Below are 26,014 nucleotides of genomic sequence, written 5' to 3'. Positions count from 1 at the left end.
CAAAATCAGCGGAATGGCAAAGCCTTCCAGGCAGGTACGGCGTGCCGAGTCTCTCCTTGAGATTGCCAAGCGATCCGGAGATGGCCGGGCCGCGGCTGCCGCGGCGGAGGCGTGGAAACGAGCCATTGAGCACGGGAAGCACGAACCGGAGGAGCTCACCGGCCACCTGCGGCGATATTGCGACGCGCTGAAAGTCGTCTTCGATGTCACCGGCGACCTGAACGCGCTGGACGCATTGGTGGATGTGCTGTCGGACGTCGTCCTGAAAAGGTTGCCCCAGCACGATCCCGCCTGGTCGACGAGCGCCGGATGGCTGGGGATCATGCTTTTCAGGAGATACGGGATCCGCGACGATCCACACGACCTCACTGCGGCGATCACCTGTTGCGAGGAGTCGCTCGGGGCGGCGGCGGACGGGTATCCCGTGGCGGTGGCGCGCACACTGGTCAGCGGGTACGTCGCGCGATTCGACCTGGCGGCAGATCTCGATGACTTGAATCTCGCCGTCATGGTCGGGCAGGCCATGGCGAGCGCGTCGCGGTCCCGCTCGCCGGAGATGAGCGGGCTGAAGCTGATGGTCGCATTGGCGTTCCAGTTGCGCTTCCAGCGGACAGGGAATCCGCAGGACCTCGACGAGGCGGTGGCGTTCGGCGTCGAGGGGCTGGAGGGGGTGACGCCGGGCGATCTGAAGGCCGCACGTCTGTGCGCGATGGTCGGTGTCTCGCTCCGCCTCAGATTCGCGCAACACGGAGACGCCGCCGACCTCGATTCGGCGATCGCGCTCTTCGAGGCCGCGGTGGAGCTCGTCCCGCCCGGCGACCCGCAGTCGGCGAACCGGCTGAACGATCTGGCGATCGGGTTGGGGAACCGGTTCACTCTCACCAACGATCCGGCCGACCTGGCACGCTCGGTCGAAACGGCGCGGCGGGCGGTGGCGGCGGCACGGCCGGCCGACGGGTCCATTCCCACCTATCTGAACACGCTCAGCGTCGCACTGCGCGAAACCTACGAGGTCACCGGAGAGCGCTCGGACCTCGACGCCGCCATCGAGGCGCTGCGGCGGGCGGTGACGGCCGCGGCGGAGGACGACCCGATCAGGTCCTCCTACCTCGCGAACCTGTGCGCGGCGCTCGTCCATCGCTACGAGCGGGGCGGTGGCCGCACGGATCTGGAGGAAGCGGTGGCGGTGGGTCGCGAGGCCGTCGGCGCGGTGCCGCCGTCCTCGCCCGGCAGGTTCGGGATGACCTCCAATCTCTCGGTCGCGCTCAGCCACCTGTACCGGCTCACCGGCGACCCCGACCTGCTCGAGGCCGCCATCGACGCGGCAGGGGCCGCCGCCCAGATCCCCGCCGGGCACACCATGCGAGCCGAGCTGATCGCGAATCTCGCGTCCCGGCTGCGGGACCGCTACCACCGCGACGGTCGGCGGGAGGATCTGGACGGCGCCGTGACCCTCCTCCGCGAGGCGGTCACCGGAGCCACGGCCCCCGACCTGCCGTCCCTCCACGTCAACCTGGCGGTGCTGCTCAGCGACAGGTGGGAACACGCCGCCGACCCCGCGGACCGCGTCGAGGCGCTGGCCTCCTTCGACGCCGCGATCGAGTCGCCCAGCGCCCAGCCCTATCTTCAGGTCGTGGCCCGGCGGGCCGCCGTCCGGCTCACCGAAGATCCCGGACGGGCCGCCGAGTTGCTGGAACAGGCCGTGCTGCGGCTGCCGGAGGTCGCACCGCAGCGGATGGTCCGCGACGACCAGCAACATGCGCTGCGGCGGTTCGCCGGGCTGGCCGCCGACGCCGCCGCGCTCGTCCTGGATCAGACCGGCGACGCCGCACGCGCACTCGGACTGCTCGAGACGGGCCGGTCGGTGATCTTTTCGCAGGCCATCCGGACCCGTGGCGACCTCACCGGCCTCACCGCACACCATCCGGGCCTGGCCGCCGAGTTCGTTCGCCTTCGCTCCGGCCTCGACCGTGGCAGGGGGCGCAGGCAGGCGGCAGCCGAACTGGCCGAGCTGACCGAGCGAATCAGGCGGCAGCCGGGTTTCGACCGGTTCGGGCTGCCGCCCGGCATGGGCGAACTCGTGGCGCAGGCCGAGCAGGGGCCGGTCGTGACGCTCACCAGCGGGCGCGGACGCACCGACGCGCTCCTGCTCACCACGGACGGCGTGCGGGCGCTGCCACTGCCCGCCTGCCCGCCGGAGGTCCTGGCCGAGCGAGTCGCGGTGTTCGGTCAGGCGGTCGTGCGGTGGAGCGGCCCGGGAACGGCAGAGCGCCGCGCCGCCCAGGAGGACTTGGGCGGCGTGCTCGCCTGGCTGTGGGACGCCGTCGCCGAACCGGTCCTCGACGCCTTGGATCTGGCCGGGCCGTTCCCTCGGGTCTGGTGGGCGCCGGGCGGGCCGCTGGCGGCGCTGCCGATCCATGCGGCCGGCCATCACACCGATGGGTCCGGACGGACCGTCCTCGACCAGGTGGTGTCCTCATACACGTCGACGATCCGGGCGCTGGCCCACACGCGCGGCCAGCGCGCCGGAGTCGGCCGCGCCGAACGTGATCTCGTCGTCTCGATGCCCATCGCCGAGGGCATCCCCGGCGTCCTGGAGCATGCCGCCGCCGAGGCCGAAGCGATCGCGGGCCTCTTGCCGCGGGCGACCTTCCTGTCCGGGCGGCAGGCGACCCCCGGCGCGGTGCTGGCGGCGCTGCCCGGCAGCGGGATCGCGCACTTCGCCTGTCACGCGGCCCTGCACCCGGACCCGGCGCGAAGCGCCCTGCTGCTGGACGGCGGCTCGCTCGCCGTCGGCGACCTCGATCCGATCCGGCTGAACGGGGCCACGCTGGCCTACTTGTCGGCCTGTGACACCGCGTTCGCCATCGACGACACCCTGGCCGACGAGGGCATCCATCTGGCGTCGGCGTTCCAGCTCGCCGGGTTTCCGCAGGTCATCGGGACGCTGTGGAGCGTCGCCGACCATGTCGCCGCCGAGATCGCCAGGGGCTTCTACGCTGCGCTGCCCAGCACCCACGCCGGCGCCAGCGGCAACGCCAGCGCCAGCGCCGACGGGGCGCGGGCTTTGCACGCCGCGCTGCTCCGCGCCCGAGACCTCAAGCCGGGCCGTCCGTTCCTGTGGGCGGCGCACATCCATGCCGGAGCATGACAATCGGAGCACGACGAGGGAGACCTGATGACGCTCGGGCTCGACGAGAAGGTGGCGGCGTTCTGCAGGGAATTGAACACGCCCGTTCTGCCCGACCTCGCCGCAGAGCACGGAGCGGCCGACATCGTGGAGCGGCTCAGGAACGCGGTCACGGCCGGACGCGTCGGCCCTGCCGAGGAGGCTGATCTGGACGCGCTGGACGCCCTCGTCCGCCAGGTCGAAGGCGTCGGGCTCTATCCCGGTGATGTCCGCTCCTACCGGCCGCTGACCGGAGCGGCACCGGCCAGCGGGGCCGCCTGGTGGTCGTGTCCAGCCGGGTTGTGCGCAGGATACGGGCGGGTCAAGCCGGGGCAGGATCCGCCGGTCTGCGGAGCCATCGGCACCGAGCTCGTGTCCCGGCCGACGCCGCTGTGAACGGTTTCCTCGCCGAGGTCGGCAAGAAACTGGCCGAGCGTTGGCTGGCACTGCTGGCACTTCCGGGGCTGCTCTATCTCGCGACGGCCGCCGTCGCCATCACTCTCGGCCACGGCCACGCCCTCGACGCCGCCCGGCTCGGCGACCGGATCACCGCGTGGTCGGCGTCCGGTCCGCTGCGTTCCGTGGGCGGAGCCGCACTGATCATGCTGGCGGCCCTGCTGGCCTCGGTCGCCGCCGGACTCCTCGCCTCCGGCCTCGCGGTCCTCATCGAGCTCGCCTGGACGACCCCGGGACGGCGCCGTCCGGCCCGCTGGCTCACCGATCTGCGCCGCCACCGCTCACGTACCGCCAAAGCACGAGCCGACAACGCGACCACGCAGATCGCGCTGGTCCGCGCGATCGCCGCCGCCGACCGGATCTGCCTGCTCGAAGCCGACCGGCCGACCTGGCTGGCCGACCGGCTGCGTGTCACCCGCCTGCGAATGGCGGCCGCCTATGACCTCGACCTTGACACGGCCTGGCCAAGGCTCTGGCTGCTCATCCCCATCGAAACCCGTCAGGAGCTCGCCGCCGCCCGTGACGCCCTCGGCTCGCTCTTCCGCCTCAGCGCCTGGAGTCTCCTGTATCTCCCACTCGCCATCTGGTGGTGGCCCGCCATCCCGATCGCGGCCGCCCTCCACGGCACAGCCGTCCTCCGTGTCCGCCCCGCCGCGACAAATCTGGCCGACCTCGTCGAGGCAACGGTGGACCTTCACATCATCGAACTCTCCGAACGCCTCTCCGTACAGCTTCCCGACCTCACCACCCGCCTCAGCAAGAGCCGCTGGGATCCACGCTCCAAACTCGCCGACTGACAAGGTGAGATGACCGTCGCGGTCAGACGACTCGGGCGCAGAGGACGCCTTTGAGGTAGCCCTCCCATGTTCGCGAGCCTTCGGGGCAGCTGCTCTTGTAGTAGCCGGTGAACTTAAGGATGTAGTCGAAAGCCTTGGGGACGGTGCTTTTACCGCAACCCCACGAAGTCATCAGGCCGTGGCCGTTGATGGCGACCCGGCCTGACTCCTTGCCCTTCTTGCCCAGGAAGCATTCGCCCTCCTTGAACTCCCGCCGCACGCAGAGATAGATGTTGTCGCCGTCGTGCGTGGGCGACCGCCACCATGACTCTCCGTCGAGCGCCTCGGCGTCGCAGGAGGAGCTTGAGTCGGCGACTTTGTACACCTTTATGTAGGCGTCGCTCCGGCCGCAGGAAACCGCGTTCGGCATGTTCTCGCTCCACTCGGCGGCGTCATAGGGGTCCTGATAGGCGTCCAGGCAGTCGCCTACCGAGATCTCGTCGAACGCGTCGTACGTCGGGTCGGGCGTCGGGGTCGGGCTGTAGGTGCTCTGGCTGCCGCTGGTGAAGCTGCTCGTCCTGCTGGAGGTCGGAGTTTCGGACGGCGTCCAGGTGCGGGTCGAACCGGCGCTGGTGTTCCTCGACCCGCCGGACCGGTCGGCGTTGGCCACGGCGATCCACACGACGAGCAGCAGGACTCCCACGACCCCGGCCACGACCCCGAAGTTGGGCTTGGCCGCCGCCCCGCCCGGCGGTTTGACCGGCGGCCCGCCCGGGGGACGCTGCGCCTGCGGAGTCCGCGCCTGAGCGGACTTTCCCTGCGCCGACTTCTGCTTCTGCTGCGGGGGGCGCTGCACGGACGGACGGTCGCGGCGCGTCGCCTTCTCGCCCTGCGGAGGGCCTGTGCCGGGCTTTCCCGCGAAGACCTCGGTCTCGGCCACGCGCGTGGCGATCATCGTGCTGAACGTCTTCGGCAGGGGCATCTCCTCGCCGGTCGCCAGCGCGGAACAGCGGTCCAGGAACTCCCCCACCGCGGGCCGGTCGTCCGGATCCTTCTCCAGGCCGGCGGCGATCAGGGACCACAGCGACGCTGGGACGCCCGTCAGGTCCGGGTCCTCGTGGCGGACGCGATAGCCGAGGGCATCGGGCGGCCCCTCCCCGAAGGGGTGCCGGCCGGTGGCCGCGAAGGCCAGCACGGCGGCCAGGCAGAACACGTCACTGGACGGTTCGATGTCACCACCGACGTACTGCTCGGGCGACATGTACCCCGGCGTCCCAACCACCACCATGGACATGCTTTGCGAGGACGCGTCCATCGCGCGGGCGATGCCGAAGTCGATGATCCTCGGCCCGTCCTGCGCCAGGAGCACGTTGCCCGGCTTGAGGTCCCGGTGGATCACGTTCTGATCGTGGACGGCCCCCAGCCCTTCGGCGAGCCCAGCGCCCAACGCCGCGACCGCCACTTCGGGCAGCGCGCCGTTCTGGTCGATCGCGTCCTGCAATGACGGCCCAGCGATGTACTCCGTCACCAGCCACGGGGGATCGGCGTCGGTGTCGGCGTCCACCACCTGCGCGGCGTAGAAGCCCCCGATGCGCCGTGCCGCCGCGACCTCTTTGGCGAACCGCCGCCGGAACGCCGCGTTGTCGGCGAAGTGCGGGTGGACGACCTTGACGGCGACCAGCCGCCGCCCCTGCGAACGGCCGAGGTAGACCTGACCCATCCCGCCGGCTCCCAGCCGTGCCAGCAACCGGTAAGGCCCCATCCGTTCCGGATCACCGGCCTTGAGCGCCCTGAGTCCCGCGCCAGACATCCCACCTCCCCTAACAAACACCTCTGTTCTCTTGAGCTAAGCCTAGAGGAGGGAGATCATCAAGCTCTGCGTCTTACGACGCACTCGCGCATGACGCGGCATATCTGAGACCTGAACGACCGTGGCTGGACGCCGTGGGTGTCGGCGCCGTTCTACGACGCCGACGGATCCACCGGCTCGGCGCCGGTGCGAGCTACACCTCGGGAAACCGTAATGCGACACAACAGCACCGGGTCTCCACTGCGGAGGTGTGTTGGCGAAGTTGCACGGGAGCGCTTCTAGCCAGAAAAACCGCTCTTGACGAGTCGTGCGAAGTCGTTCCAGGTCGTTCGGGGGGAGGTGAGGATTGGGCCGCCGGGGTCGGGGGCAGGTTCACGCCCCCGCACCCGCCGCGCTGGGGCACTGAGGGCTTGTTGGCCGCAGCCAGCCACTGGCTGGTCTTCTCTCGGTAAGGGCTGAGGCGGATATTTGCGGCGTGGAGGCGCAGAGCCTGATGCGCGCCGGCGTCCGTGCCCGGGTGACCCGGTTGACGGGCGTGACGCGCCGATGGTCGTCGCCTGTTCTGCTGGCGATGTTGTCGGCCGGGGCGGTGGGCCCCTTGCTGCTCTCCGGCGTCGGGACGGCGGCCCTGGCGACGGCTGGGATCGGTGCGCTCACAGCGGTCGGCGGCAACGTCCTTACCGACATCGTGAAATCCGGTGTCGCTCATATGAGCGGGAGGCCCTCGCAGGAGGAGGTGGAGACCGAGCTCGAGCGGCGCATCCAGCAGATTCTCGAGGAAGGCGGGGAAGTCGCGGAGCGGCTCCGCGGCGAGATCGCCGGCGTGCTTCGCGAGGTGGGGGCTGTCGGCGCGGCGATCGAGGCCGCTGTGGACATGGGAGACCGAGAACTGCAGGCTCGGCTGGCGGCGGGCCTGGCCGCGATCGGTGAGGACTTCGCCGAGTTCGGCTTCGTTCTCGCAGATCTGCGCATGCAGCTGAGCCAGATCCGTGACGGCGTCGACCGGCAGAGCGCCGAACTCCAGGTGGCCGTGGGTCTGGGATACCGGCAGGCCGCCGACACCCGCCTTCTCCTGGAACAGGTAGCAGCCATCGAACGGCGTACTCGCCCGGGTGTCCCGCACGTGGAGAGACCCTGGTCGGAACGTTGTCCTTACCGGGGGCTCGTTCCCTTCGACGAAGCCGACGCCGAGGTCTTCTACGGACGCGAGCTCCTCACCGCCCAGCTTGTGACGACCGTGGCCCAGCGTGGCCTCCTGGTCGTAACGGGGGCTTCTGGCGCCGGTAAATCCTCGCTGCTGCGCGCGGGACTTCTTCCGGCGCTTGCCCGGGGCGAACTTTCTCAGCCCGCTCGCGATTGGCCCCGCCACGTCTTGAACCGGCCCGCCCTGCCTCGCCTGGCCACACTCCTGGCGGGACTGGCCGGGTTGGACGCCCCCACCGTTCTACGCAGCCTCGCCGACGATCCTGACCAGGCCGATCTCCTGGTCCGCCAGGCCGTTGAGGCCGACGCCCGCCGCCGTGGCCTCGCCGCCGACGGTCTCAAGCTCGTCCTGGTGGTCGACCAGTTCGAGGAGATCTTCTCTCACGACCAACGAGTGGAGCTGATCACCGCCCTGCACCGCGCGGCGTCGGAGGCGCTGATCGTCATCGCCGTCCGGGGGGACTTCATCGACCGCTGCGCCGGGCACCCCCAGCTCGCCGCCGCGCTGCAGGACGGCCCGTTCATCGTGGGCCCGATGACCGTCACCGACCTCCGCCGGGTGATCACCGGCCCCGCCGACGCCGCCGGCCTGGAGATCGAGTCCGATCTGATCGACACCATCCTCACGGAACTGCGTTCCGAGTCAGGCGGCTACGACGTGGGAGTCCTGCCTCTCCTCTCACAGACCATGCTCACGATCTGGGAGAACCGGGAAGACCACCAGCTCACCAGCCGTGGCTACGCGCTGACCGGCGGCGTGACCCAGGCCGTGGCGACCAGCGCCGAAACGGTCTACGCCGCTCTCGACCCCTCGGACCAGACGCAGACCCGCCGGCTCTTCCATCAGCTCACGACCGTCTCCGCCGACGGGAGACTCGCCCGCCGCACCGCGCCGCGCACCGCCTTCGACTCCGAACTTCTGGACACCTTCGCCCGCAAGCGCCTCATCGTCGTCGACGACTCCTCAGCCCAGATCGCACACGACACCTTGCTCCACGCGTGGCCTCGCCTGAGGGGCTGGCTGGAGGCGGACATCGCTGGCCGTGTTCTCTATGACCAGCTCTGGGATGCCGCTGAGGAGTGGACGGCCCACGATCATGCCCCGTCCTTCCTCTACAGGGGCGAACGCCTCGCCAGCGTCGTCAACGCTCAACCCGACTGGCAGGCCGACCAGGACCGCTATCCCCCGCTCTCCGACATCCCGCGCACCTTCCTCGAAACGAGCATCGCCGCCTAACGAAGAAGCCGCGGAATACGCCGTATGACCCTCGCCGCACTAGCCGTTCTCCTCGCGGCCGCCCTGGTCCTGGCCACTGTGGCCTTCCGCTCCGCGGGCGAGGCCTCGCGTCAGCGCGATCTGGCGGTGTCCCGCCAGCTCACTGCGCAAAGCGAGGCGCTCAGTGCGGATCCCGTAGCCTCCGCGCTTCTGGCCGCGGCCGCGTGGCGCATCGCACCGACCCGTGACGCCTATACAGGACTGGTGTCGGTTCTCAGCCGGCCCGGGCGGGGCACCTTGTCCGGTCACACGGAACCGGTGCTGTCGGTGGCCTTCAGCCCGGACGGCCGTACGCTCGCGAGCACCGGTTCGGACAAGACCGTGCGGTTGTGGGATGTCAAGTCCCGGCGCCAGATCGGCGCCCCGCTCACCGGCCACACCGACCAGGTGAACTCGGTGGCGTTCAGTCCCGATGGCCGTACCCTCGCCAGCGCAGGCAAGGACATGGTGGTCCGGTTGTGGGATGTGAGAACGCAGCGTCAACTCGGCGCTCCACTTGCCGCCGAGCACACCGGATGGATCACCACAGTGGCGTTCAGCCCGGATGGGCGGATGCTCGCCAGCGCAGGCCAGGAGGACGGCAAGGTACGTCTGTGGGATTTCAGGGCACATCGTCAGGCCGGTGCCGCCTTCACCGTTCATGGATGGGTGGACGCGGTTCTCTTCACCCCCGACGGCCGGACGCTGATCGCGCCGGACGGGCAGTCCGCGCACGTGTGGGATGTCCGGAGACATCGGGAAGTCGGGACCCCTATGAAGAGCAAAGAGCCCATGAGCTCGGTGGCTCTCAGCCCTGACGGCCGGACTCTGGCCGCGAGCAGCCAGACCACGATGCAGTTCTGGGATGTACTGAGCCGTCGCCCCTTGGGGCCGCCCATCACCGGACGCGCCGACTGGGTGAAGACGATGGCCTTCAGTCCCGATGGCCGGACCATGGCGACGATCGGCGAGGGCATCGTGCGGCTCTGGGACGTCAAGTCTCGTCTCCAGCTCGGCGCGCCCGTCGCCGACCAGGCAGGTTGGGTCAACTCGGCAGTGTTCAGCCGCGATGGCCGCACCCTGGCCACTGCGGTCAACGACGGCACCGTACGACTGTGGGACGTCAACGCCCACCGGCAATTGGGCGATCCGTTGACCGTTGAAGGCCCGATCACCTACAGCCCTGACGGATCTACCTTGGCCGTCGCCTCCAATACCTCGGTGTGCTCCGGAGGCCGGGGTGATCGATGGCGGCCAGCAATTCCGCCCAGTGCTCGTCTGGCTCCGCCGCGGAGGACAGTAGGTCGTCGGGACTGTGGCCAGTGGCGAGGGCGGCCCGCAGCGCGTCCAAGAGGGTGCCGTCGGAGACGAGCCGGGGGAAGAAGACGGTCCAGGTTCCGTCGAGGGCGGGGGAACTGCGGCGGCGAAGTCTTCCGGGAGTGATGTCTTCTCCCCCTCGGGCGTCCAGAACTCGAAGATCGATCCGCTCGCGTCGAAGAGCGGGAGCCGTTCGGTCTCGCCGTCCGCCATGTCCCAGACGACCGGTTCGGCGCCGCTCAAAGCCGCGGGGCGCACCCAGGCCGCGTCCTGCCGAAAACCGGTCTCGTCCATCAGATTGCCGTAGAGAGAGGCCGCGTAGACCGCGTTGGGATCGTACTCCCGCAGGGGACGGCCGAGCAGGACGGCGAAGGCGTCGGCGAGCTGGCGGCTCCAGTCGCTGCCCGTGGACGTCGGGGCCCGAGTATCCACAGGCGGGGAGGGCTCATCTGGCATGGCGGCACTGTAGCCATGCCCACCGACATCTCTTCCGGCCGTGCAATCGTGCGGCCAAATCTCGTCTCGCCTCCGGGAAATCGTGTTGCCGCCCGTGCCTTTCGTCCACGCTGAAGCGGCGCCCTAGGAAAGGCTGGCCAGCCGAGGAAACAGGCGTCGACATTCAGGGGACACGATGAGCCGTATCAACCCGGCCGCCGCGATCGCAGCCGTTGCCGCAGCGCTGGCTGTTGGGACCGTGCACACTCCGGCCTCGTCGGCTGCGGGCATGGACGCACGTCCGCCCTCCGTCAAGGTCACCCGCGCCACGGTGATCGGCAAGACCACCGTGAAGGTGCAGGGAACCTACGTCTGCCGGCAGAGCACCCGGCTCGTCGCCGTGGTCGGGCAGCCGCCCGGCAAGGGCATGGTCGTCCAGCGTGCGGGCGCCGGCGACATCGGCAACCTCAGCTGCGACGGCCGGTCGCATCGCTTCACCATCCGCGCCGGGCGGCAGCGCCCGTTCTCGGGTTCCTGGAAACGCACCAGTGCTTCTGTGGCCGCCCTCCTGATGTTCGCCAAGAACAACACTTGGTATTCCGAGGCCCGCTACCAGCGGGTCCAGCGTCTGCGCTGAGCACCGCCGCCCCAAACGGCGCGGAATGGCGGCGGTCAGCTGTTGGTCGGCGCCCTGAAGTCGGTCGCGGTGGTTGGAACGGGTGAGGCGTCCCAGAAATCGCATTGGTGTTGTGCGCGATATTCGGCGAACGTGATGCGGGCGCTCTTGCCTCCGGGACGGAGGGAGAGGAGAGCTCCTGACCTCATGTCCGGCCAGTACGCCAGGTGGGAAAGCGGCGCGTTGGGCGTGCCGCGGCGGACGAACGTTCCCCAATAGCGGCTCATGTCGTCGGCCAGCCGATGTTGGGCGGCGGTGAAGTACGGGGTGATCGGCGTGCCGTTGTCGAAGCTCGGGAACAGATACGGCAGGTCACCCGCGTGCGGGGCGCCCCACTCGTATCCGGGCGGGCGGCCCGGAGTGAGGCCGGGGAACTGCCTGTCGTCGAACTGGTACAGGTAGGCGCGGGTGTGCGTGGAGAGCTGGCGGGCCAGGCGCAGGTTCGGGCATCCGCCGATACCGCCCACAAGGCCCGCATCTGTCAGGATCGCCGCGACGGCGTAGGCGGCGGCGTACTGACCCGTGTAGTCGCCGATCGGGTAGCGCCGCAGCACCTCGTCCGCCCTGGCACCGAAGATCGCCCGGACCCAGGCCTCGTACTGCGCGGGCGTGGATCCGGCGAAACCGAGCGCGAACGTCCGTCCCTCGTCACGGGTGGCGCCGACGACGACTGGTACCTGGGCGAAACGGCCCGCCGCCACCGCGTCCGCAGGCGGGACGGGAAGCGAGTCGCCGCCGTTGACCAGGCTCGGCTGGAAGCGCGTGCTCGCGTCGAGCAGTTCTGATGTGGGCTTGGCCCGCAGGCAGGTCACCACGGTGGACGGGTCGGAACAGCCGACCGACCGGGCGAACGCGGTGCCGTTGGATTCCGCCTGTGCCTTCGGCGTGGAGATGCAGCTGCCGCTCTGGAGGATCGCGCCGTTGAAGAGGCCGGCCGAACCAGGCGCGGTCAGGTGCGCGCACACCGAGAACGCACCGGCGGACTCACCGCCGATGGTGACGGCGCGGGGGTTTCCGCCGAACGCGGCGGCGTTCGCCCGCGTCCAGCGGAGTGCGGCCTGCTGGTCGTGCAGCGCGTAGTTGCCGCTGAGTCCGGGCAGCGTGAGGAGGCCGAAGACGTTGAGGCGGTAGTTGGCGGTGACGACGATGACGTTGTTGTCGGCGGCCAGCTTTGACCCGTCGTACTGCTGGGCGCCGCCGTTCTGCAGGCCGCCGCCATAGATGTAGAACAGCACGGGAAGCCGACGGTGAGCGCGCCGTGCCCCGGTGGGCCGGAAGACGTTGAGGTAGAGGCAGTCCTCGGCCTCGGACCTTGGCCCGTTGCCGCTCGGAAGCTGCGCGCAGGCCGGGCCGTACGCGGTGGCGGGACGAACACCGCGCCAGCGGGACGCGGGTGCGGGCGGGGCCAGGCGGCGGTCCCCCACCGGAGGCGCCGCGAACGGAATGCCAAGGAATCGGTCGACGCCCTCGGTGGTGCTCCCCCGCACCGCACCCTTGTCCGTCCTGACGATCACCCGATCACCACCTTGCGGCCTGGCGGTCGGCGCACCGGGCGAGGTGCTCGTCCCGGCGGACGCGGCGGTGCCCGGCCCCGCGGACGTGGCGGTGCCCGGCCTGGCGGTCACGGCGGTCGCGGTGGCGGGCTTTGCGGCCGCGGCGGCGGCTGGGTCGACTGTCGTGGCGGACGGGAGCAGCAGGGCCAGCCCGACGGCGAATCCGCGAAGCGATCTGTGAGGGATCATGCGTGCCTGCCTCCGACACCGGACCACACGATAGATCTTCTTGGAAGCCTAAATTTCGGCGCCTCCGCGGTCAATGAGTGCTCGTCGCCACCCGTTTGTCCGAATGTTGCCGCACATGACGGCACACGGAGGGGGTTGGACCCGGCCGGGGTGTGGCCGGCCGGGTCCGTCTGGGTGGGTCAGGGGGCGTTGACGAGCTGGTGGGGCGGCACCTTCACGGTGCGGGCGCCGGGCTTGCCGCCGAGGATGACCTTGCGAAGCGCGACGTTGTTCTTGAGGTTGGACTCGAAGAGCCGGTGCGCGGGGTTGGCGATCACCTGGATGTAGTAGGTCCCGTTCGGCAGGTTCGTCACGTCGAACGACTGGCCGGGCAGGTCCTGGTTGTAGGTGTCGCCGCTGCCGACCTCCAGCACTTCGCGGACCGACAGCGATGACAGGTCACCGCAGGCCGTGTGCAGGTCGGTGTTCTCCGGCTTCCAGTTGGCATTCTTGACCAGGTAGTTGATGGCGTCGGTATTGGCCAGGCAGAACGCCTCCTTCTGGCTTCGCACGACCTCTTTCTTGTTGGCCTTGAGGAGCCGGTAGCTGGCGAAGTCGGTGAAGTGCCAGTGCTCGTGGCCGTCTCGGGCGTCCCATTCCATGGCGCCGGTCTTGGCGTGACCGACTTCCTTGCCCTTGGCGTCGTAGAAGTATTGGTAGGCGTCCATGAGGCCCTGCTTGACGCGGAAACCGTCCACGACGAGAGGGGACGGGCCCGCATTCCAGACGTTGGCGCTGAACGCGAGATACTCCTTCTTCGGATCCGCCGCCGTCTGAGGGCCGCCGTGCCCGCCGCCCTTGCCGTCGGTGAGCATGATGTTCCACGCCGGCAGGGAACGCAGGTCGGGCTTGGGGCCCTTGGGCACCACGTCGGGCCCGGTGGGCCGCGAGGCCGCCGCTCTGAGCGCGGACACCTTCCTCTGCGGCCGCGGGTGCTCGGGCTCCTCCCTGATGCGCACCTCGACCTGCACGGTCTTCGGAGCCGCGGGGATCCCGAAGAGATCCCGGTAGGCCTTGTTGACGGTGATGGTGGCCTTGTAGGTGCCTGCCGCGAGCTTGACCGGCTTCTCGTTGCCGTAACTCGCGGTGCCGACGGCCCAGTCGCGCTGGATGCCCCAGACCGACCCGAGCGTGAACGGGTTGCCCCAGCAGCCCGACGGATACGGGGACGTGGCCGGCCCGCCGGGCTTGGCCCGCGCGCCCTCACCGGCGGGACAGATGCTCTGGTCGCGCTCGACGACCTTCTTGCCCTTGGCGTCGGTGAGCGTGATGTGCAGGAACTTCTTCAGGCCCAGGAAATCCCTGACCATGCTCTTCGGCAGCGTCCGGGTTCGGACCTTGCCGCCCTGCCGGATGATCTGCGTTCCCACGACCGGGTCGCCGTAGGACTTGCGTTTGACCTGAATCTCGAAGGGCGAGCCCACCGCGCCCAGGTACGTGCCGAGCTCGAGGTCGACGCCGCGTGGTTTCGGAGTGTCGTAGAGGGTCACCGTGTTGGAGGCGACCAGGAGTTGAAGGGCCGGCTTGGCAGGAGCGGCCGCGGCCTGCGTTCCGCCGGCCGCGAGCAGTGAAAGCGTTGCGGTGGCGAAAGCCAGAGAACGCATCGGACGAGGGGAACTGCTGAAGATGGCAAGCCTCCAAACACGTATCCGCGAGGTGTCACGGAACTCTTCGGGGCAGGCGGGGGTGCGGTCGCGGCCGTTTCCATCGGGAAACGCAGGCCCGCGACCGCCTGAACTCCATGGCATATCTAGAGACGCCCGAGCGGCCGCAGATGGTTGCCCAGCAATTAAAGTATTCACGCGAGCACGAAACGTGATAACAGCCCCTGGATCAGGCTTCAGTCAGGGTCGTAGAAGTAATCACGCCGGAAGGCCTCCCACTCGTGCAGGTCTTCACTGGTTTCCTCGTATTCGGCCAGGGCTTGGGCGATGTCGGCCCGTCCGTGGGCGTTGAGGTAGTCCAGGGTGGCTTTCACACCTGCACCAAGTAGGAACTGCACGTCGAATCCGATCGAGGTGTCGAAGTCGAGGTGTTTGGCCTGCCACATCATCGGGACGTCGCTGGGGTCACCGATCAGGTAGAGCAGGAACGCGCAATGGTAGAGGTTTTCGAAGAACTCGTCGCCGCCGGTGTCAGGCCGCTGCCGCATCTCCGCCTGAAAGATCTCGCGCAGGAGTGCGTGCTGCTCCCCTACGTCATGGGGGTCGATGTCGTCCAGAAGACGTTGGCGGTCGAGTGGGCCGAGCGGATTTGTCACAGGCTGGGAGCTTAACCGGCCGGTCAGAGGGCAGACGGCGCCCTCGACCACTGGACGTGTCGCGTGTCGGAGGAGTTGCTCCCAGACCCAGGTGCACCGGCTGCCGGTGTTGGAGGAGCTGCTCCTAGGCCGGGTGCGCCGACCTCCTGGTGTCGGACGGCTCGCTTATGTGCCTGCTTCTGAGGTGCGGCGGGGGTCGACGTGGAACTTGGGGCCGGGGCCCGCGTTCGCGGGACGCCGGCCGGCCAGGATGGCGCCGACCTCGTCCAGGCCTACGGTCGCGGCGACCAGGGGGCGCGGGTCGACGGTGCCGTCGGCGTAGGCGCGGATGGCGGCCGCCAGGCCCGGGGAGCCCGACAGGGAGATCGGCGGCCCGGGCCGCGCGCAAAGCATTGCCGCCGGGCTCCACCAGCGCGCCCAGTACGGGGTCGACAGAGTCCGGGAGCGCGTGCAGCGAAGACGTTGGGACCGCTAGTTGCTCGGCGAGTGCGCCAGGACGACCGTCGCGGATGCCGAGTTCCTGACGGTTGTCGCATACGTGCTGGTTGCCGCGTCGGCACCGGCGGCAGGTGCCGTCGCCGATCATGGTGTCTCCGATGACGTGCCGCCCGAGCCAGATGGGATCGACGCCGTCGGCGACGGCGGAGACGACGCCCGTCCACTCGTGGCCCAGCCGGAGCGGGTAGGACGAGTGGCCTTGGTGGAGGTAGGCCATCTCGCCGGTGAAGAACTCCACGTCGGTGCCGCAGACGCCGACGCGTTCGACGTCGACGACCACTTCGCCTGGCGCGGCCGTCGGCGCCGGCACTTCCTGTACCGAGCCTTCGCCGGGCGCGGTGAGCACGAACGCCCTCATCGCGGGACGAGTACGTTCTGCCGGCGTGCGGATGTCCCGTCGGCCAGGACGGGACGGATGCGGTCCAGGCTGCCGGCGGCGGTCACCGGGGGTCACTCAGGTGGCCGAGCAGGTTGCGGACGTCCTCCACGGATTCGACGAGCGACTGCAATGGGGTGCGGTAGGTCAGGGCGCTGATGCTCACCGCGCCCGAGGGCGTCACCCGCGAGACGGTGTAGACCGGCAGGGCGAGGCAGTTGACCCCGACCTCGTTCTCCTGGTCGTCGACCGCGTAACCCCGCTCGCGGGTCGACAGCAGGTCGCGGTGGAGCTCCTCGGCCGTGCACAGCGACTGGGGCGTGCGGCGTTCCAGCGGCGCGTCGCCGATCCACTTCTCGACCGCTTCCAGAGTGTCGAGGTGATACGCCAGCAGCAGTTTTCCGACGCCGGTGGTGTGGGCGGGATTGCGTCCACCGATCGTGGACGTCAGCCGGACCGCGCCGGTCGGCGGGTCGACCTTGGCCCGGTAGACGACCTCCCTGCCGTCGAGCACGGCGTAGTGCGCGGTCTCGCCGAATCGCGCGGCCAGCGTCTCCAGCAACGGGCGGATGCGCACGTGCTCGGGACGTGCCTCGTGGTGGGTGAAGGCCATCCGGAGGAACTCGTCGCCGAGCACGTAGCGTCCGCGCGCGTCCTGGTCGGCCAGGCCCGCGCGGCGCAGGGCGCCGAGCGCCCGGTGGACGGTCGGCTTCGGGCTGGCGATGACCCGGGTCAGCTCTTCCAGCCCCACGCCGTCGGGGTACCTCGCGAGCTCCTTGAGGACGGCCAGCACGCGGTCCGAACCCACGAGACGACCGTCGCCGACCGCGTCTGTCGTCTCGGTGACCATCTGTGTATCCTCCGTGTACGTTCCAAAAGTTAGACCATGGTGTCGATTATTGGAAGCAGGCGTCCATGAGGCTTCGTAGTGCGCAGTGGTACGAGGGCCAGGACCGTAACGCCTACATCCACCGCGCGTGGATGCGCCGGGGCGTGCCCGGCGACGCCTTCGACGGACGGCCGCAGATCGCCATCGCCAACACCGCCTCGGACCTCACCCCCTGCAACGCGCACCTGAACGAGGTGGCGCAGTCGGTGAAGAACGGGGTGTACGAGGCAGGCGGCGTCCCTCTTGAACTGCCCGTCGTCTCACTGGGTGAGACGCAGGTGCGGCCGACGGCGATGTTGTGGCGCAACATGGCCGCGATGGCCACGGAAGAGATGCTGCGGGCCAATCCGATCGACGGCGTCGTCCTGCTCGGCGGCTGCGACAAGACCATCCCGTCGCTGCTGATGGCCGCCGCGTCGGTCGACCTGCCCGCCGTCGTCGTCCCCGGCGGGCCGATGCTCACCGGCACCTTCCGCGGCGCGCCGCTGGGCTGCGGCACCGACGTGTGGCGGCTGTCGGAGGAGGTCCGGGCGGGCACGCTGTCGCAGGAGCAGTTCACCCGCTCGGAGTCGGCGATGATCCGCAGCCGCGGGCACTGCAACACGATGGGCACCGCCTCGACGATGGCGCTGGTGGCCGAGGCCCTGGGCACGGTCGTCCCCGGCCTCGCCGGCACGCCCGCCCCCGACAGCCGCCTACTGGGGGCCTCGCACGGCACCGGACGGCTCGCCGTCGACATGATCGCCGCCGACCGGCGGCCCAGCACGTTCCTGACCAAGGCGTCCTTCCACAACGCGATCGTCGCGCTCGCGGCGATCGGGGGCTCGACCAACGCCGTGGTGCACCTGCTGGCCATCGCGGGACGGCTGGGCGTGGAGGTGTCGCTCGACGACTTCGACCGCATCGGCTCGCGCGTGCCGGTGCTGGTCGACCTGCTGCCGGCGGGACGGTTCCTGATGGACGACTTCCACCGGGCCGGCGGGCTGCTCGCCGTCCTGCGCGAAGTGCGCGACCTGCTCGACCCCGACGCGCTCACCGTCACCGGCAAACCCTTGGCCGACTACCTGGACGACGCGCCGATCTGGGACGCAGAGGTGATCCGCACGCGTTCGGCGCCGCTGGTCGCCGAGGGCGGCATCGCCGTGCTGCGGGGCAACCTCGCGCCCGACGGCGCGCTGATCAAGCCCGCGGCGGCCTCGGCGCACCTGCTGCGGCACCGCGGCCGCGCCGTGGTCTTCGACAACATCGAGGACTTCCACGCCCGCATCGACGATCCGGACCTGGACGTGGACGCCGACTCGGTCTTGGTCCTGCGCGGCTGCGGCCCCAAGGGGTATCCCGGCATGCCTGAGGTGTCCAACATGCCGCTGCCGAAGAAGCTGCTGGCCCAGGGCGTGCGCGACATGGTCCGCGTCTGCGACGGACGCATGAGCGGCACGGCCTACGGCACCGTGGTCCTGCACGTCGCGCCGGAGGCCGCCGCCGGCGGGCCCCTCGCCCTCGTCCGCACCGGAGACGTCATCAGCCTGGACGTCGAGGCGCGCCGCATCGACATGGAGGTGCCCGACGACGAACTCGCCCGCCGCACGCCGAACAAGGCCACCGTCGCCGGCTTCGCCGACCCGAAACGGGGCTGGGAACGGCTCTACATCGACCACGTCCTCCAAGCCGACACCGGCGCCGACCTGGACTTCCTCCGCGGCTCCAGCGGCTCAGAAGTAACCCGAGAATCCCACTGACCCCCGACCAAGACCACGCCGCCCCCCGCCAAGACCACGCCGTCCCACCGAGACCACCCCCTCCCCCGCGAAAGCCACGCCGTTCCCACCTGGGCCACGCCGTCGCCCGCCCAGGCCACGCCCTCCCCCGCAGAGGCCACGCCCTGCTCCGCCGAGCCACACGCCGCCCGCCAAGCCCAAACCGCCCCCGCCAAGGCCGCGCCCTCCCTACCCAGGCCGCGCCGTCCCCGCGAAAGCCACGCTTCCCCACCGAGGCCACGCTTTCCTTCCTGTGCGGCGTCCCTTCGGGCTTCGCCGCCCGCGACTCGCCGCGTGGGCGCATCGAGTCGTCCCGGCCCCTGGACGGTGATGTACTGCGCCTAGCCACGCTCCTACCGCCCGGCACGATCGCCGACGCCGTACCGCCCGCCGAACGTCCCCGGGCGTGCCGGTTCGGAGCGCCACCGCCTCATCACCGCCGAAACGGAGAGCGAACGCGCATGATCGACCGCCTGCTGAGCAGCCTCGACCTCGACGCCAAGCTCCGGCTCATCACCGGGACGGGGCTGTGGTCCACGGCCGAGGCGCCCGAGATCGGCCTGCGCGCGCTGCACCTGTCCGACGGGCCCGTCGGCGTTCGCGGCTGGTGGGAGAACGAGCGGAACACCTCTGCCAACCTGCCCTCCCCCACGGCGCTCGCGGCCAGCTGGGACGAGGACCTGCTCCGGCGCGTCGGTGAGTTCCTCGCCGCCGAGGCCGTGGCCAAGGAGGTCGAGGTCGTCCTCGGCCCCACCATCAACCTGCACCGGGCGCCGCGCGGCGGCCGTCACTTCGAGTCCTACTCCGAAGACCCGCTGCTGACGGGCCGGCTCGCCGCCGCTTATGTGGACGGCATCCAGCGGCGCGGCATCGCGGCCTGCCCCAAGCACTACGTCGCCAACGACTCCGAGACCGACCGGTTCACCGTCGACGTCCGTGTCGCCGACCGCACGCTGCGCGAGCTCTACCTCGCCCCGTTCGAGCACGTCGTCCGCGAGAGCCGGCCGTGGTCGATCATGGCTGCCTACAACGGTGTCAACGGCGCCTCCATGACCGAGAACCCGCTCCTCGACGACCCGCTGCGCAGCGAATGGGGCTTCGACGGCGTGGTGGTGTCCGACTGGGGCGCCGTCCGCTCCACCGAGGCGTCCGCCCGCGCGGGCACCGACCTGGCGATGCCGGGCCCCGAAGCCCGCTGGGGCGAGGCCCTGGCCGAGGCCGTGCGCTCGGGCGCGGTACCGGAGGACGCGATCGACCGAAAGGTGCGCCGCCTGCTACTCCTCGCCGAACGCCTCGGAGCCCTCACCGCCGCCGCCATCCCTAATGACCCGGCCGCCCCCGGAGACACCGCCTCGGGCAGGGTCGCCAGCCCCGCCAGCGCTGTCTGGCCCAGCAGTGTCGCTAGCCTCAGCGTTCCAGGCCCCGACGATGCCAACTCTGCTCTCGGCAGCGCCGCGAGCCCTGCCGACGCTAGCCTCGCCGACGATGCAAGCCCGAGTGACGGTGACGCTGACCCCGGCAGCGCTGGCCTTGGCGGTGTCGCTACCCCTGGCGGCGCTGCCCCTGGCGGGGCCGCTGGCCCCGGCGGCGCTGGCCCTGGCGGTGTCGCTGCCCCTGGCGGCGCTGGCCCTGGCGGCGCTGGCCCTGGCGGCGCTGGCCCTGGCGGCGCTGGCCCTGGCGATGTTGCTTGCCCCGGTGGCACTGGCTGCGGCGGCGCTGCTGGCGCCAGCGATCACGCAGACGCCGCCGGTGTGACTGGCCTAGGTGGTGACGGTCGCTCGGGCGACGGGGCTGGCTCTGGTGGCGTTGCTGTGCTTGGGGGTGGTGCTGCGCTGGCCCGGGAAGCCAGCGCGGCGGGGATGGTGTTGCTGCGTAACGAGGGCGGTGTCCTTCCCTTGGCGGCTGATGCGACGGTGGCTTTGATCGGTCCTGGCTCGCGTGAACCACGCATTCAGGGCGGCGGCAGCGCCGCGGTCACCGCCCCCTACACCGTGACGCCCGAGCAGGGGATGCGGGCCGTCTGGGGTGAGCGGCTGGTGCAGGCCGACGGGGTTCGCCTGCACTCGGGGCTGCGCCAGCCGGCGGGCGACGACATCGTCTCGGGCACCGTGTCCTGGCTCTCGGTCGACGGTGCCGAGCTGGTGACGGAGCCCGCCCACACCGCAGGCGTCTTCCGCAGCAAGGCCACCACGCCGGCGGGTGCCACCGCCTGTGAACTCCGGGCGACCCTGCGCGCCGCGGAGTCCGGTACGTGGGAGCTGGGCGGTTTCGGCACCGGTGACCTGGAAGTACGCATAAACGACGGCCCGGTCGTCGCCGAGCACACCGTCACCGACCCGCGGGCCCTGATTCATGCCTTCTTCGATCCGCCGCAGGCGAGTACGAGCCTCGATCTACAGGCCGGCGAAGAGGTCGCTGTCACCGTCCGCTTCACGTGGCCCTCCGAACTCCCGATGTTCCGCGTCCAGGTAGGCCTGCGCCAAGCGGAGCTTCCGGCGGAGGACGAGTTCAGTCGCGCCGTCGACGCCGCCCAAGCGGCGGATGTGGCCGTCGTGGTGATCGGGACGACCGAGGCGATCGAGAGCGAGGGCTTCGACCGCGCCGGCCTGAGCCTGCCCGGCAGGCAGGACGAGCTGGTCGCCGCCGTGGCGGCGGTCAATTCGCGCACCGTGGTCGTCGTCAACACCGGTGCTCCGGTGCTGATGCCCTGGCGTGCGGACGTCGCCGCCGTGCTGCTCGGCTGGTTTCCCGGCATGGAGTTCGGCAACGCTCTCGCCGATGTGCTGTCCGGAGCGGTCGAACCGGGCGGACGGCTGCCCACCACATGGCCGGCCACGTCGGTGCCGGTCGACAACGTCACGCCCTCAGACGGAGTGCTCACCTACACCGAGGGCCTGCACATCGGGCACCGCGCCTACCTGCGCAACGGCGTCACCCCCGCCTACTGGTTCGGTGCAGGAACTGGCTATACCCACTGGGAACACGAGGGTTTCACTGTCGAAGGCACCACCGCCCACGTCGCGGTGCGCAATACCGGAGACCGGCCAGGCAAGCACGTCGTCCAGCTCTACCTTTCGCGTCCAGGCTCCGCAGTCGAGCGACCGGTGCGCTGGCTCGCGGGCTATGCGACGGTTCATGCCGCGCCGGGAGAACGCGTCGAGGTGACCGTCCCGATCGCCGAACGAGCCTTCCAACATTGGAACGGCCGCAACTGGGAGACCGAACCCGGCCCGTTCGCCCTGCACCTTGCCCGTTCGGCCGGAGAGGTCCTAGCCGAACGCCCCGTCCAGCCCTGTACATCATTGTGAATATCGCCGACGCAATCGCGCCACATTCGCCACAACTCTGACTGCCCTTCGTACGCGAACCGAAGCTCCCGCAGAGGGGCCGCGCCGGGTTTCGTCAGCTTGATTGTGGGTCGGCCGTGCTGCCGCGAGACCGTTCGGTGAACTCGTCCGAGGTGAAGGCGGTTCAGACCGCTGGGTGCGGGTGGGTGAAATGCTCGTGGGTTGGCGGACATGTGGTGATCGTCCGGTCCGTACGGCGAGAGGAAGCACGTGTCAGCCACTCCGGAGGCGTCACATCCACCTGATGAACGACGACGACGTTTCGAGCGGGTCTACGCGGCCCACCAGGCGCAGATCCTCGGATACGCGTTGCGCCGCACTGCCGATCCGCAGGACGCGGCCGACGTCCTGGCCGAGACCTTTCTGATCGCCTGGCGGAAGCTGGACGACGTGCCGGCAGGCGAGGCGGCCAAGCTCTGGCTGTACGGCGTCGCCCGCCGCGTCCTGGCCAACCATCACCGGGGTGAGCGCCGCCGGTCGGCGCTGGTCGGTGATCTGGCCGGGCAGCTGCGGATCGATCTCGCGTCGCACCGTCCGCCCCGGCCGGAGGGCGATCGGGCCGCGATCGCGGCGGCGTTCGGCGAGCTGTCCGAGGGCGAGCGGGAGCTGCTGTCCCTGGTCGGCTGGGAGGGCCTGGACCACGGCGAGATCGCCGCGGTGCTGGGCTGCTCGCGCAACGCGGTGCGGATCCGGTTGTACCGGGCACGCCGCCGGTTCGCTCGCGGACTCGACCTGCACGGAGCCCAAGCCCCGCACACCCGCACGCTGTCGGCGGCGGTCATCAACGGAGAACGCTCATGAACCACGACATCGACACCCTCATCGGACGCATCGCCCCGGTCACCGACGCTCACGCCGCCGAGTTGCTCAGCGACGAGACGGCCGCCGACCTCTCCCGGCGGATCACCACCGCGGCGGCCACGGCCGACGAACCTGCCACGTCGCGCGTCCGGCGCAGGCTGACCATCGGGCTTCCGCTGCTGGCCACGGGGGTGGCCGGGGCGGTGGCCGCCGTCGCGTTCGTCGCGCAGCCCGGCCACTCCGGCGCCCCGGTCCAGGCCACGTCGTCCAAGGCCGCGCCCGGCCAGATCAAGCTGGTCGCCGCGCTCAGCTTCACTCGCAAGGACCGCTACCTCAACGTGCGGGTCCGCGACCCGTACGCCGACCCCAAGCGGTACAAGGCGGAGTTCGCGCAGCACGGCCTGAACGTCAGCCTGAGCTTGGTGCCCGTCTCGCCGTCGATGGTGGGAACCGTCGTGATGCAGGACACCAGCGACGGAACGCGGCCGGGCGACGTCTCCGACCTGCGCGTCAAGGGCGCCTGCGAGGTGCCCAGCGGCGGGAACGACTGCACGGTGGGTGTGCGGGTCCGGATCGGTTACAAGGGCACCGCCGCCGTCGTCTTCGGCCGCGCCGCGCGCCGCGGTGAGAAGTACACGAGCACCGCGCAGGTGGACGCGCGTGGCGAGGCCATGCACGGGATGGTGTTCCGCAAGCGCAAGGTGTCGCAGGTGCTGGCGGCGCTGAAGAAGCGGAACGTCACCGTCCCCGAGTACCGGGTCATGGAGGGCAACCAGAGCAAGGCCCGTTACCCGGGGCAGGTGCCGGGGAACTGGTACGTCCACGACGCCGTCCCGTGGGCGGACGGTCAGGTGCTGCTCTTCGTCGGCCCCAAGCCCACCGAACCGAAGTCGCCGAACTCCTCGCCGCCGGGCGCGCCGGCACCGGGCGCCCAGGTCCCGTCCAGCCCACCGGCCGCCGCCCCCAGCGTGACCCCCACGAACTGACCGCCAGAACCAGGCAGCCGCCGCGGCAGCGATGCCAAGGCGGACGAGCGCCCCCGATCCCGCCGCGCCCGCAATTTCGGAGCGCGGCGGGGATCGGAATCTCTGATCGCTGCTGCTGCGAGTCGGGTCATTTCGGCTGTAGGTCCCGCTTTGCCTGGCCGGTGGCGGGGTCGTACGGGTAGGAGAGGTGCTGGTGGATCATCGTCCAGGCGCCGTCGCGGCGCTGGAAGACGCGGGTTCCGCGGGACCAGCTGTCGCCCCCTGGGTCGAGGTGGACGTGGTTGAGGCCCCACGCGATCGCCAGGTCAGCCCGGACAAGGATCTTCAGGTCGGGGACCTCCCAGCGGAGGGCGGCGTCGCCGGATGCCGCCAGGCCGGCCGCGCAGACCTCGCGTACGGCGTCGGCCCCGGTGTACTGGAGTGGTGCGTCGTGCTCGTAGGAGACGACATCGTCGGCGATGACGGCCATGAGGCCGTCGAGGTCCTTGGCCTCGGAGGCGGTGAACCACGTGTCATGCAGTGCCCGCACCTCCTCGGTGCTCGATTGATCGGTGGACGGGAACGAATGGTGTTCGTGCGTGACGATCCACCGGCCGTCCTCGTTGCGCAGGCCCAGCGTCAGCCGCAGGCGGGTGGCCGGGTTGGCGGCCAGTTCCTCAGCGGTGCCGCAACGCAGCAGGGCGTACGCGAACGCGACGTCGGCACCGGCGGTGACCTCAAGCGACTCGATTTCGAAGGCGGCGCCGGCGGCCTGCCATTCAAAGAACGGCGGCCAGGTCTCGCGGTAGGCCTCGATGCCGTGAACGCCTTCGAACGGCGGCGGCACGTCGAACATCACGATGTCCTTGGCGTGGTCGGCGAGCACCCCGTCCATGTCGCCTGACTGCACGGCCTGGGCCCAGCGCTCTATCAGGGCGCGGATCTGGTCTTCTGCTGCGGTCATCGCGTCCTCCCGGGTCGGAGTTCTGTCAGAGCTACAACCCGCGCCGGTTCGCGAAATCATCGCGCCGCGCCGAATTCGCTACCGAGCAGGCTCGGCCGGCAATCCGTACACCGCGAAGTCCGCGTCCAGGAACGAGATCACCTCGGCGACCAGCCCGTCCCGCAGCACCAGCACGTCCAGTCCCGCCGGGACGTAGTTGTCCTGGTTCCACATGTACGTGCCGAACGCCAACTGCCCGCTGGCCCGCGTCGGCAGGAAACGCCAACGTTCGCGCATCGGCCCCTTCGCGAGGAAGCCGCGGATGCCGTCGTGTCCCTCGTACCAGGACGTCAGCGGCGGCATCGAGAACCTCGCGTCCGCCGTCAACATCGCCACCACGGCGTCGACGTCCCCGGCCTCCCACGCCGCCATGTATCGCTGGGCGAGGTCGCGCACCCTCGGCTCTCCGAGCGAGGCCAAGGTCTGACGCTGGGCGTGGTCGGGGAGCAGCCCGGCGGCGGCCTTGCGGGCACGCTGGAGGGTGCTGTTGACCGCCGCGACCGACGTTTCCAGCAGGCTCGCCGTCTCGCCGGCGCTGTAGCCGAGCACGTCGCGCAGGAGCAGGACGGCGCGCTGGGAGGCGGGCAGGTGCTGGAGCGCGGCGACGAAGGCGACCTCCACGCTCTCGCGCGCCACCGCCCGCTCCTCTGGAGTGAGCCGCGCCGTCCAGTTCATGAGCCGATCCGGGTAGGGCTCCAGCCAGACCGTCTCGGCCAGCGGCGCGCGTTCCGGACTCAGATCAACGGGCAGCTCGCGCCGCCCCCGCCGTTCGATCAGCGTCAGCGAACGATTTGTCGCGATCTTGTAGAGCCACGGCCGCACCGACCCGCGATCCTCGAACCGCTCCAGGCCGCGCCAGGCCCGGTCGAGCGTGTCCTGGACGACATCTTCGGCATCATGGAACGACCCCAGCATCCGGTAACAGTGCGCCCGCAGTTCCCCTAGGAACGGCTCCACCAACCGTCCGAAGGCGGCACCGTCCCCAGCGCGTGCCGCCGCCAGCTGGTCCTGCGATGTGCCGTCGTCCATGCAGCCGAACCTATTCCACACTCCCGTCCCGAAAGCGACGCGCTGCCCAGCCTCATTCGTAGAAGGCGGCTCGGTTGCGTTTCCCTTGCAGGGGTCGATCAGCGCTCGTGCGCTTCGCCCAGCTTGAGCCGGCGTGTTGGTCTGGCGCGACGGCGGAGGCGTCCGGTGTTGAAATGATCTTCCCGTGCCGGACATGTCCTCCACGAGGCCG

General features: G+C 70.2%; 18 protein-coding genes and 1 pseudogene. 10 read left to right on the top strand and 9 right to left on the bottom strand.

All coding sequences use genetic code 11. The annotated features are described in order from the left end of the window. Positions 1 to 13 precede the first annotated feature (13 nt). Genes ACGFNU_RS34320 through ACGFNU_RS34310 form a run of 3 tightly spaced genes read left to right on the top strand, consistent with a single transcriptional unit; the run spans position 14 to position 4,422 of the window. Positions 14 to 3,151, top strand: a complete 3,138-nt coding sequence (locus tag ACGFNU_RS34320) for a CHAT domain-containing protein (RefSeq protein WP_392600491.1) — start codon at positions 14 to 16, stop codon at positions 3,149 to 3,151. A 27-nt stretch (positions 3,152 to 3,178) separates the two neighbouring features. Beyond that, complete coding sequence (locus ACGFNU_RS34315; RefSeq protein ID WP_392600490.1) at positions 3,179 to 3,565, top strand: hypothetical protein; 387 nt, start codon at positions 3,179 to 3,181, stop codon at positions 3,563 to 3,565. Continuing rightward, positions 3,562 to 4,422, top strand: coding sequence for a hypothetical protein (locus ACGFNU_RS34310; protein ID WP_392600488.1), 861 nt, complete (start codon positions 3,562 to 3,564; stop codon positions 4,420 to 4,422). The genes ACGFNU_RS34315 and ACGFNU_RS34310 overlap by 4 nt, the downstream gene beginning before the upstream one ends. Positions 4,423 to 4,444: 22 nt before the next feature. On the opposite strand, the gene ACGFNU_RS34305 is transcribed toward ACGFNU_RS34310, so the two are convergent. Then, positions 4,445 to 6,211, bottom strand: a complete 1,767-nt coding sequence (locus ACGFNU_RS34305; RefSeq protein WP_392600486.1) for a serine/threonine-protein kinase — start codon at positions 6,209 to 6,211, stop codon at positions 4,445 to 4,447. A 475-nt stretch (positions 6,212 to 6,686) separates the two neighbouring features. Between ACGFNU_RS34305 and ACGFNU_RS34300 the strand changes: the two genes are divergently transcribed. The 3 genes from ACGFNU_RS34300 (at position 6,687) to ACGFNU_RS34290 (ending at position 11,058) form a co-directional block, all read left to right on the top strand. Further along, a complete protein-coding gene (locus ACGFNU_RS34300; RefSeq protein ID WP_392600485.1) occupies positions 6,687 to 8,651 on the top strand; it encodes a hypothetical protein in 1,965 nt (654 codons plus the stop codon). Positions 8,652 to 8,675: 24 nt separating this feature from the next. Beyond that, positions 8,676 to 10,112, top strand: coding sequence for a WD40 repeat domain-containing protein (locus ACGFNU_RS34295; protein WP_392600483.1), 1,437 nt, complete (start codon positions 8,676 to 8,678; stop codon positions 10,110 to 10,112). 505 nt (positions 10,113 to 10,617) lie between these two features. Further along, positions 10,618 to 11,058, top strand: a complete 441-nt coding sequence (locus ACGFNU_RS34290) for a hypothetical protein (protein ID WP_392600481.1) — start codon at positions 10,618 to 10,620, stop codon at positions 11,056 to 11,058. A 35-nt stretch (positions 11,059 to 11,093) separates the two neighbouring features. Here ACGFNU_RS34290 and ACGFNU_RS34285 read toward each other — a convergent pair whose 3' ends face one another. From ACGFNU_RS34285 to ACGFNU_RS34260, 6 genes and pseudogenes are all read right to left on the bottom strand, one after another. Continuing rightward, positions 11,094 to 12,839: a carboxylesterase/lipase family protein gene (locus ACGFNU_RS34285; RefSeq protein WP_392600480.1), complete on the bottom strand. Its 1,746-nt coding sequence runs from the start codon at positions 12,837 to 12,839 to the stop codon at positions 11,094 to 11,096. 179 nt (positions 12,840 to 13,018) lie between these two features. Then, positions 13,019 to 14,482 (bottom strand): lysyl oxidase family protein, encoded by a 1,464-nt coding sequence (locus ACGFNU_RS34280; RefSeq protein ID WP_392600479.1) that lies wholly within the window; start codon positions 14,480 to 14,482, stop codon positions 13,019 to 13,021. A 236-nt stretch (positions 14,483 to 14,718) separates the two neighbouring features. Beyond that, on the bottom strand, positions 14,719 to 15,138 hold the full coding sequence (locus tag ACGFNU_RS34275; protein ID WP_392600477.1) for a hypothetical protein: 420 nt from the start codon (positions 15,136 to 15,138) through the stop codon (positions 14,719 to 14,721). A gap of 165 nt (positions 15,139 to 15,303) precedes the next feature. Further along, positions 15,304 to 15,531, bottom strand: coding sequence for a hypothetical protein (locus ACGFNU_RS34270; protein ID WP_392600699.1), 228 nt, complete (start codon positions 15,529 to 15,531; stop codon positions 15,304 to 15,306). 103 nt (positions 15,532 to 15,634) lie between these two features. Continuing rightward, positions 15,635 to 15,994, bottom strand: a pseudogene (locus tag ACGFNU_RS34265) (alcohol dehydrogenase catalytic domain-containing protein); the annotation flags it as partial. A gap of 82 nt (positions 15,995 to 16,076) precedes the next feature. Next, on the bottom strand, positions 16,077 to 16,862 hold the full coding sequence (locus tag ACGFNU_RS34260) for an IclR family transcriptional regulator (protein ID WP_392600475.1): 786 nt from the start codon (positions 16,860 to 16,862) through the stop codon (positions 16,077 to 16,079). Positions 16,863 to 16,927: 65 nt separating this feature from the next. Between ACGFNU_RS34260 and ACGFNU_RS34255 the strand changes: the two genes are divergently transcribed. From ACGFNU_RS34255 to ACGFNU_RS34240, 4 genes are all read left to right on the top strand, one after another. Further along, entirely contained in the window at positions 16,928 to 18,640 is a 1,713-nt protein-coding gene (locus tag ACGFNU_RS34255; RefSeq protein WP_392600473.1) for an IlvD/Edd family dehydratase, read from the top strand. Between the two features lie 479 nt (positions 18,641 to 19,119). After that, positions 19,120 to 21,966, top strand: coding sequence for a glycoside hydrolase family 3 C-terminal domain-containing protein (locus ACGFNU_RS34250; RefSeq protein ID WP_392600471.1), 2,847 nt, complete (start codon positions 19,120 to 19,122; stop codon positions 21,964 to 21,966). A gap of 249 nt (positions 21,967 to 22,215) precedes the next feature. Then, positions 22,216 to 22,806 carry an RNA polymerase sigma factor gene (locus tag ACGFNU_RS34245; protein WP_392600469.1) on the top strand — a complete coding sequence of 197 codons (591 nt, stop codon included), beginning with the start codon at positions 22,216 to 22,218 and terminating at the stop codon, positions 22,804 to 22,806. Further along, entirely contained in the window at positions 22,803 to 23,792 is a 990-nt protein-coding gene (locus ACGFNU_RS34240) for a hypothetical protein (protein ID WP_392600467.1), read from the top strand. Before ACGFNU_RS34245 ends, ACGFNU_RS34240 begins: the two co-directional genes overlap by 4 nt. 127 nt (positions 23,793 to 23,919) lie before the next feature. Here the strand turns inward: ACGFNU_RS34240 and ACGFNU_RS34235 are convergent, their stop codons facing one another. Together ACGFNU_RS34235 and ACGFNU_RS34230 are read right to left on the bottom strand one after the other, a co-directional pair. Beyond that, a complete protein-coding gene (locus tag ACGFNU_RS34235; protein WP_392600465.1) occupies positions 23,920 to 24,735 on the bottom strand; it encodes a YybH family protein in 816 nt (271 codons plus the stop codon). A gap of 78 nt (positions 24,736 to 24,813) precedes the next feature. Further along, positions 24,814 to 25,803: a sigma-70 family RNA polymerase sigma factor gene (locus ACGFNU_RS34230; protein ID WP_392600463.1), complete on the bottom strand. Its 990-nt coding sequence runs from the start codon at positions 25,801 to 25,803 to the stop codon at positions 24,814 to 24,816. Positions 25,804 to 26,014: the final 211 nt, after the last annotated feature.

This window comes from Spirillospora sp. NPDC048911, assembly GCF_043198015.1.
Lineage (GTDB): Bacteria > Actinomycetota > Actinomycetes > Streptosporangiales > Streptosporangiaceae > Spirillospora.
This window is presented reverse-complemented; position numbering and strand designations above follow the sequence as displayed.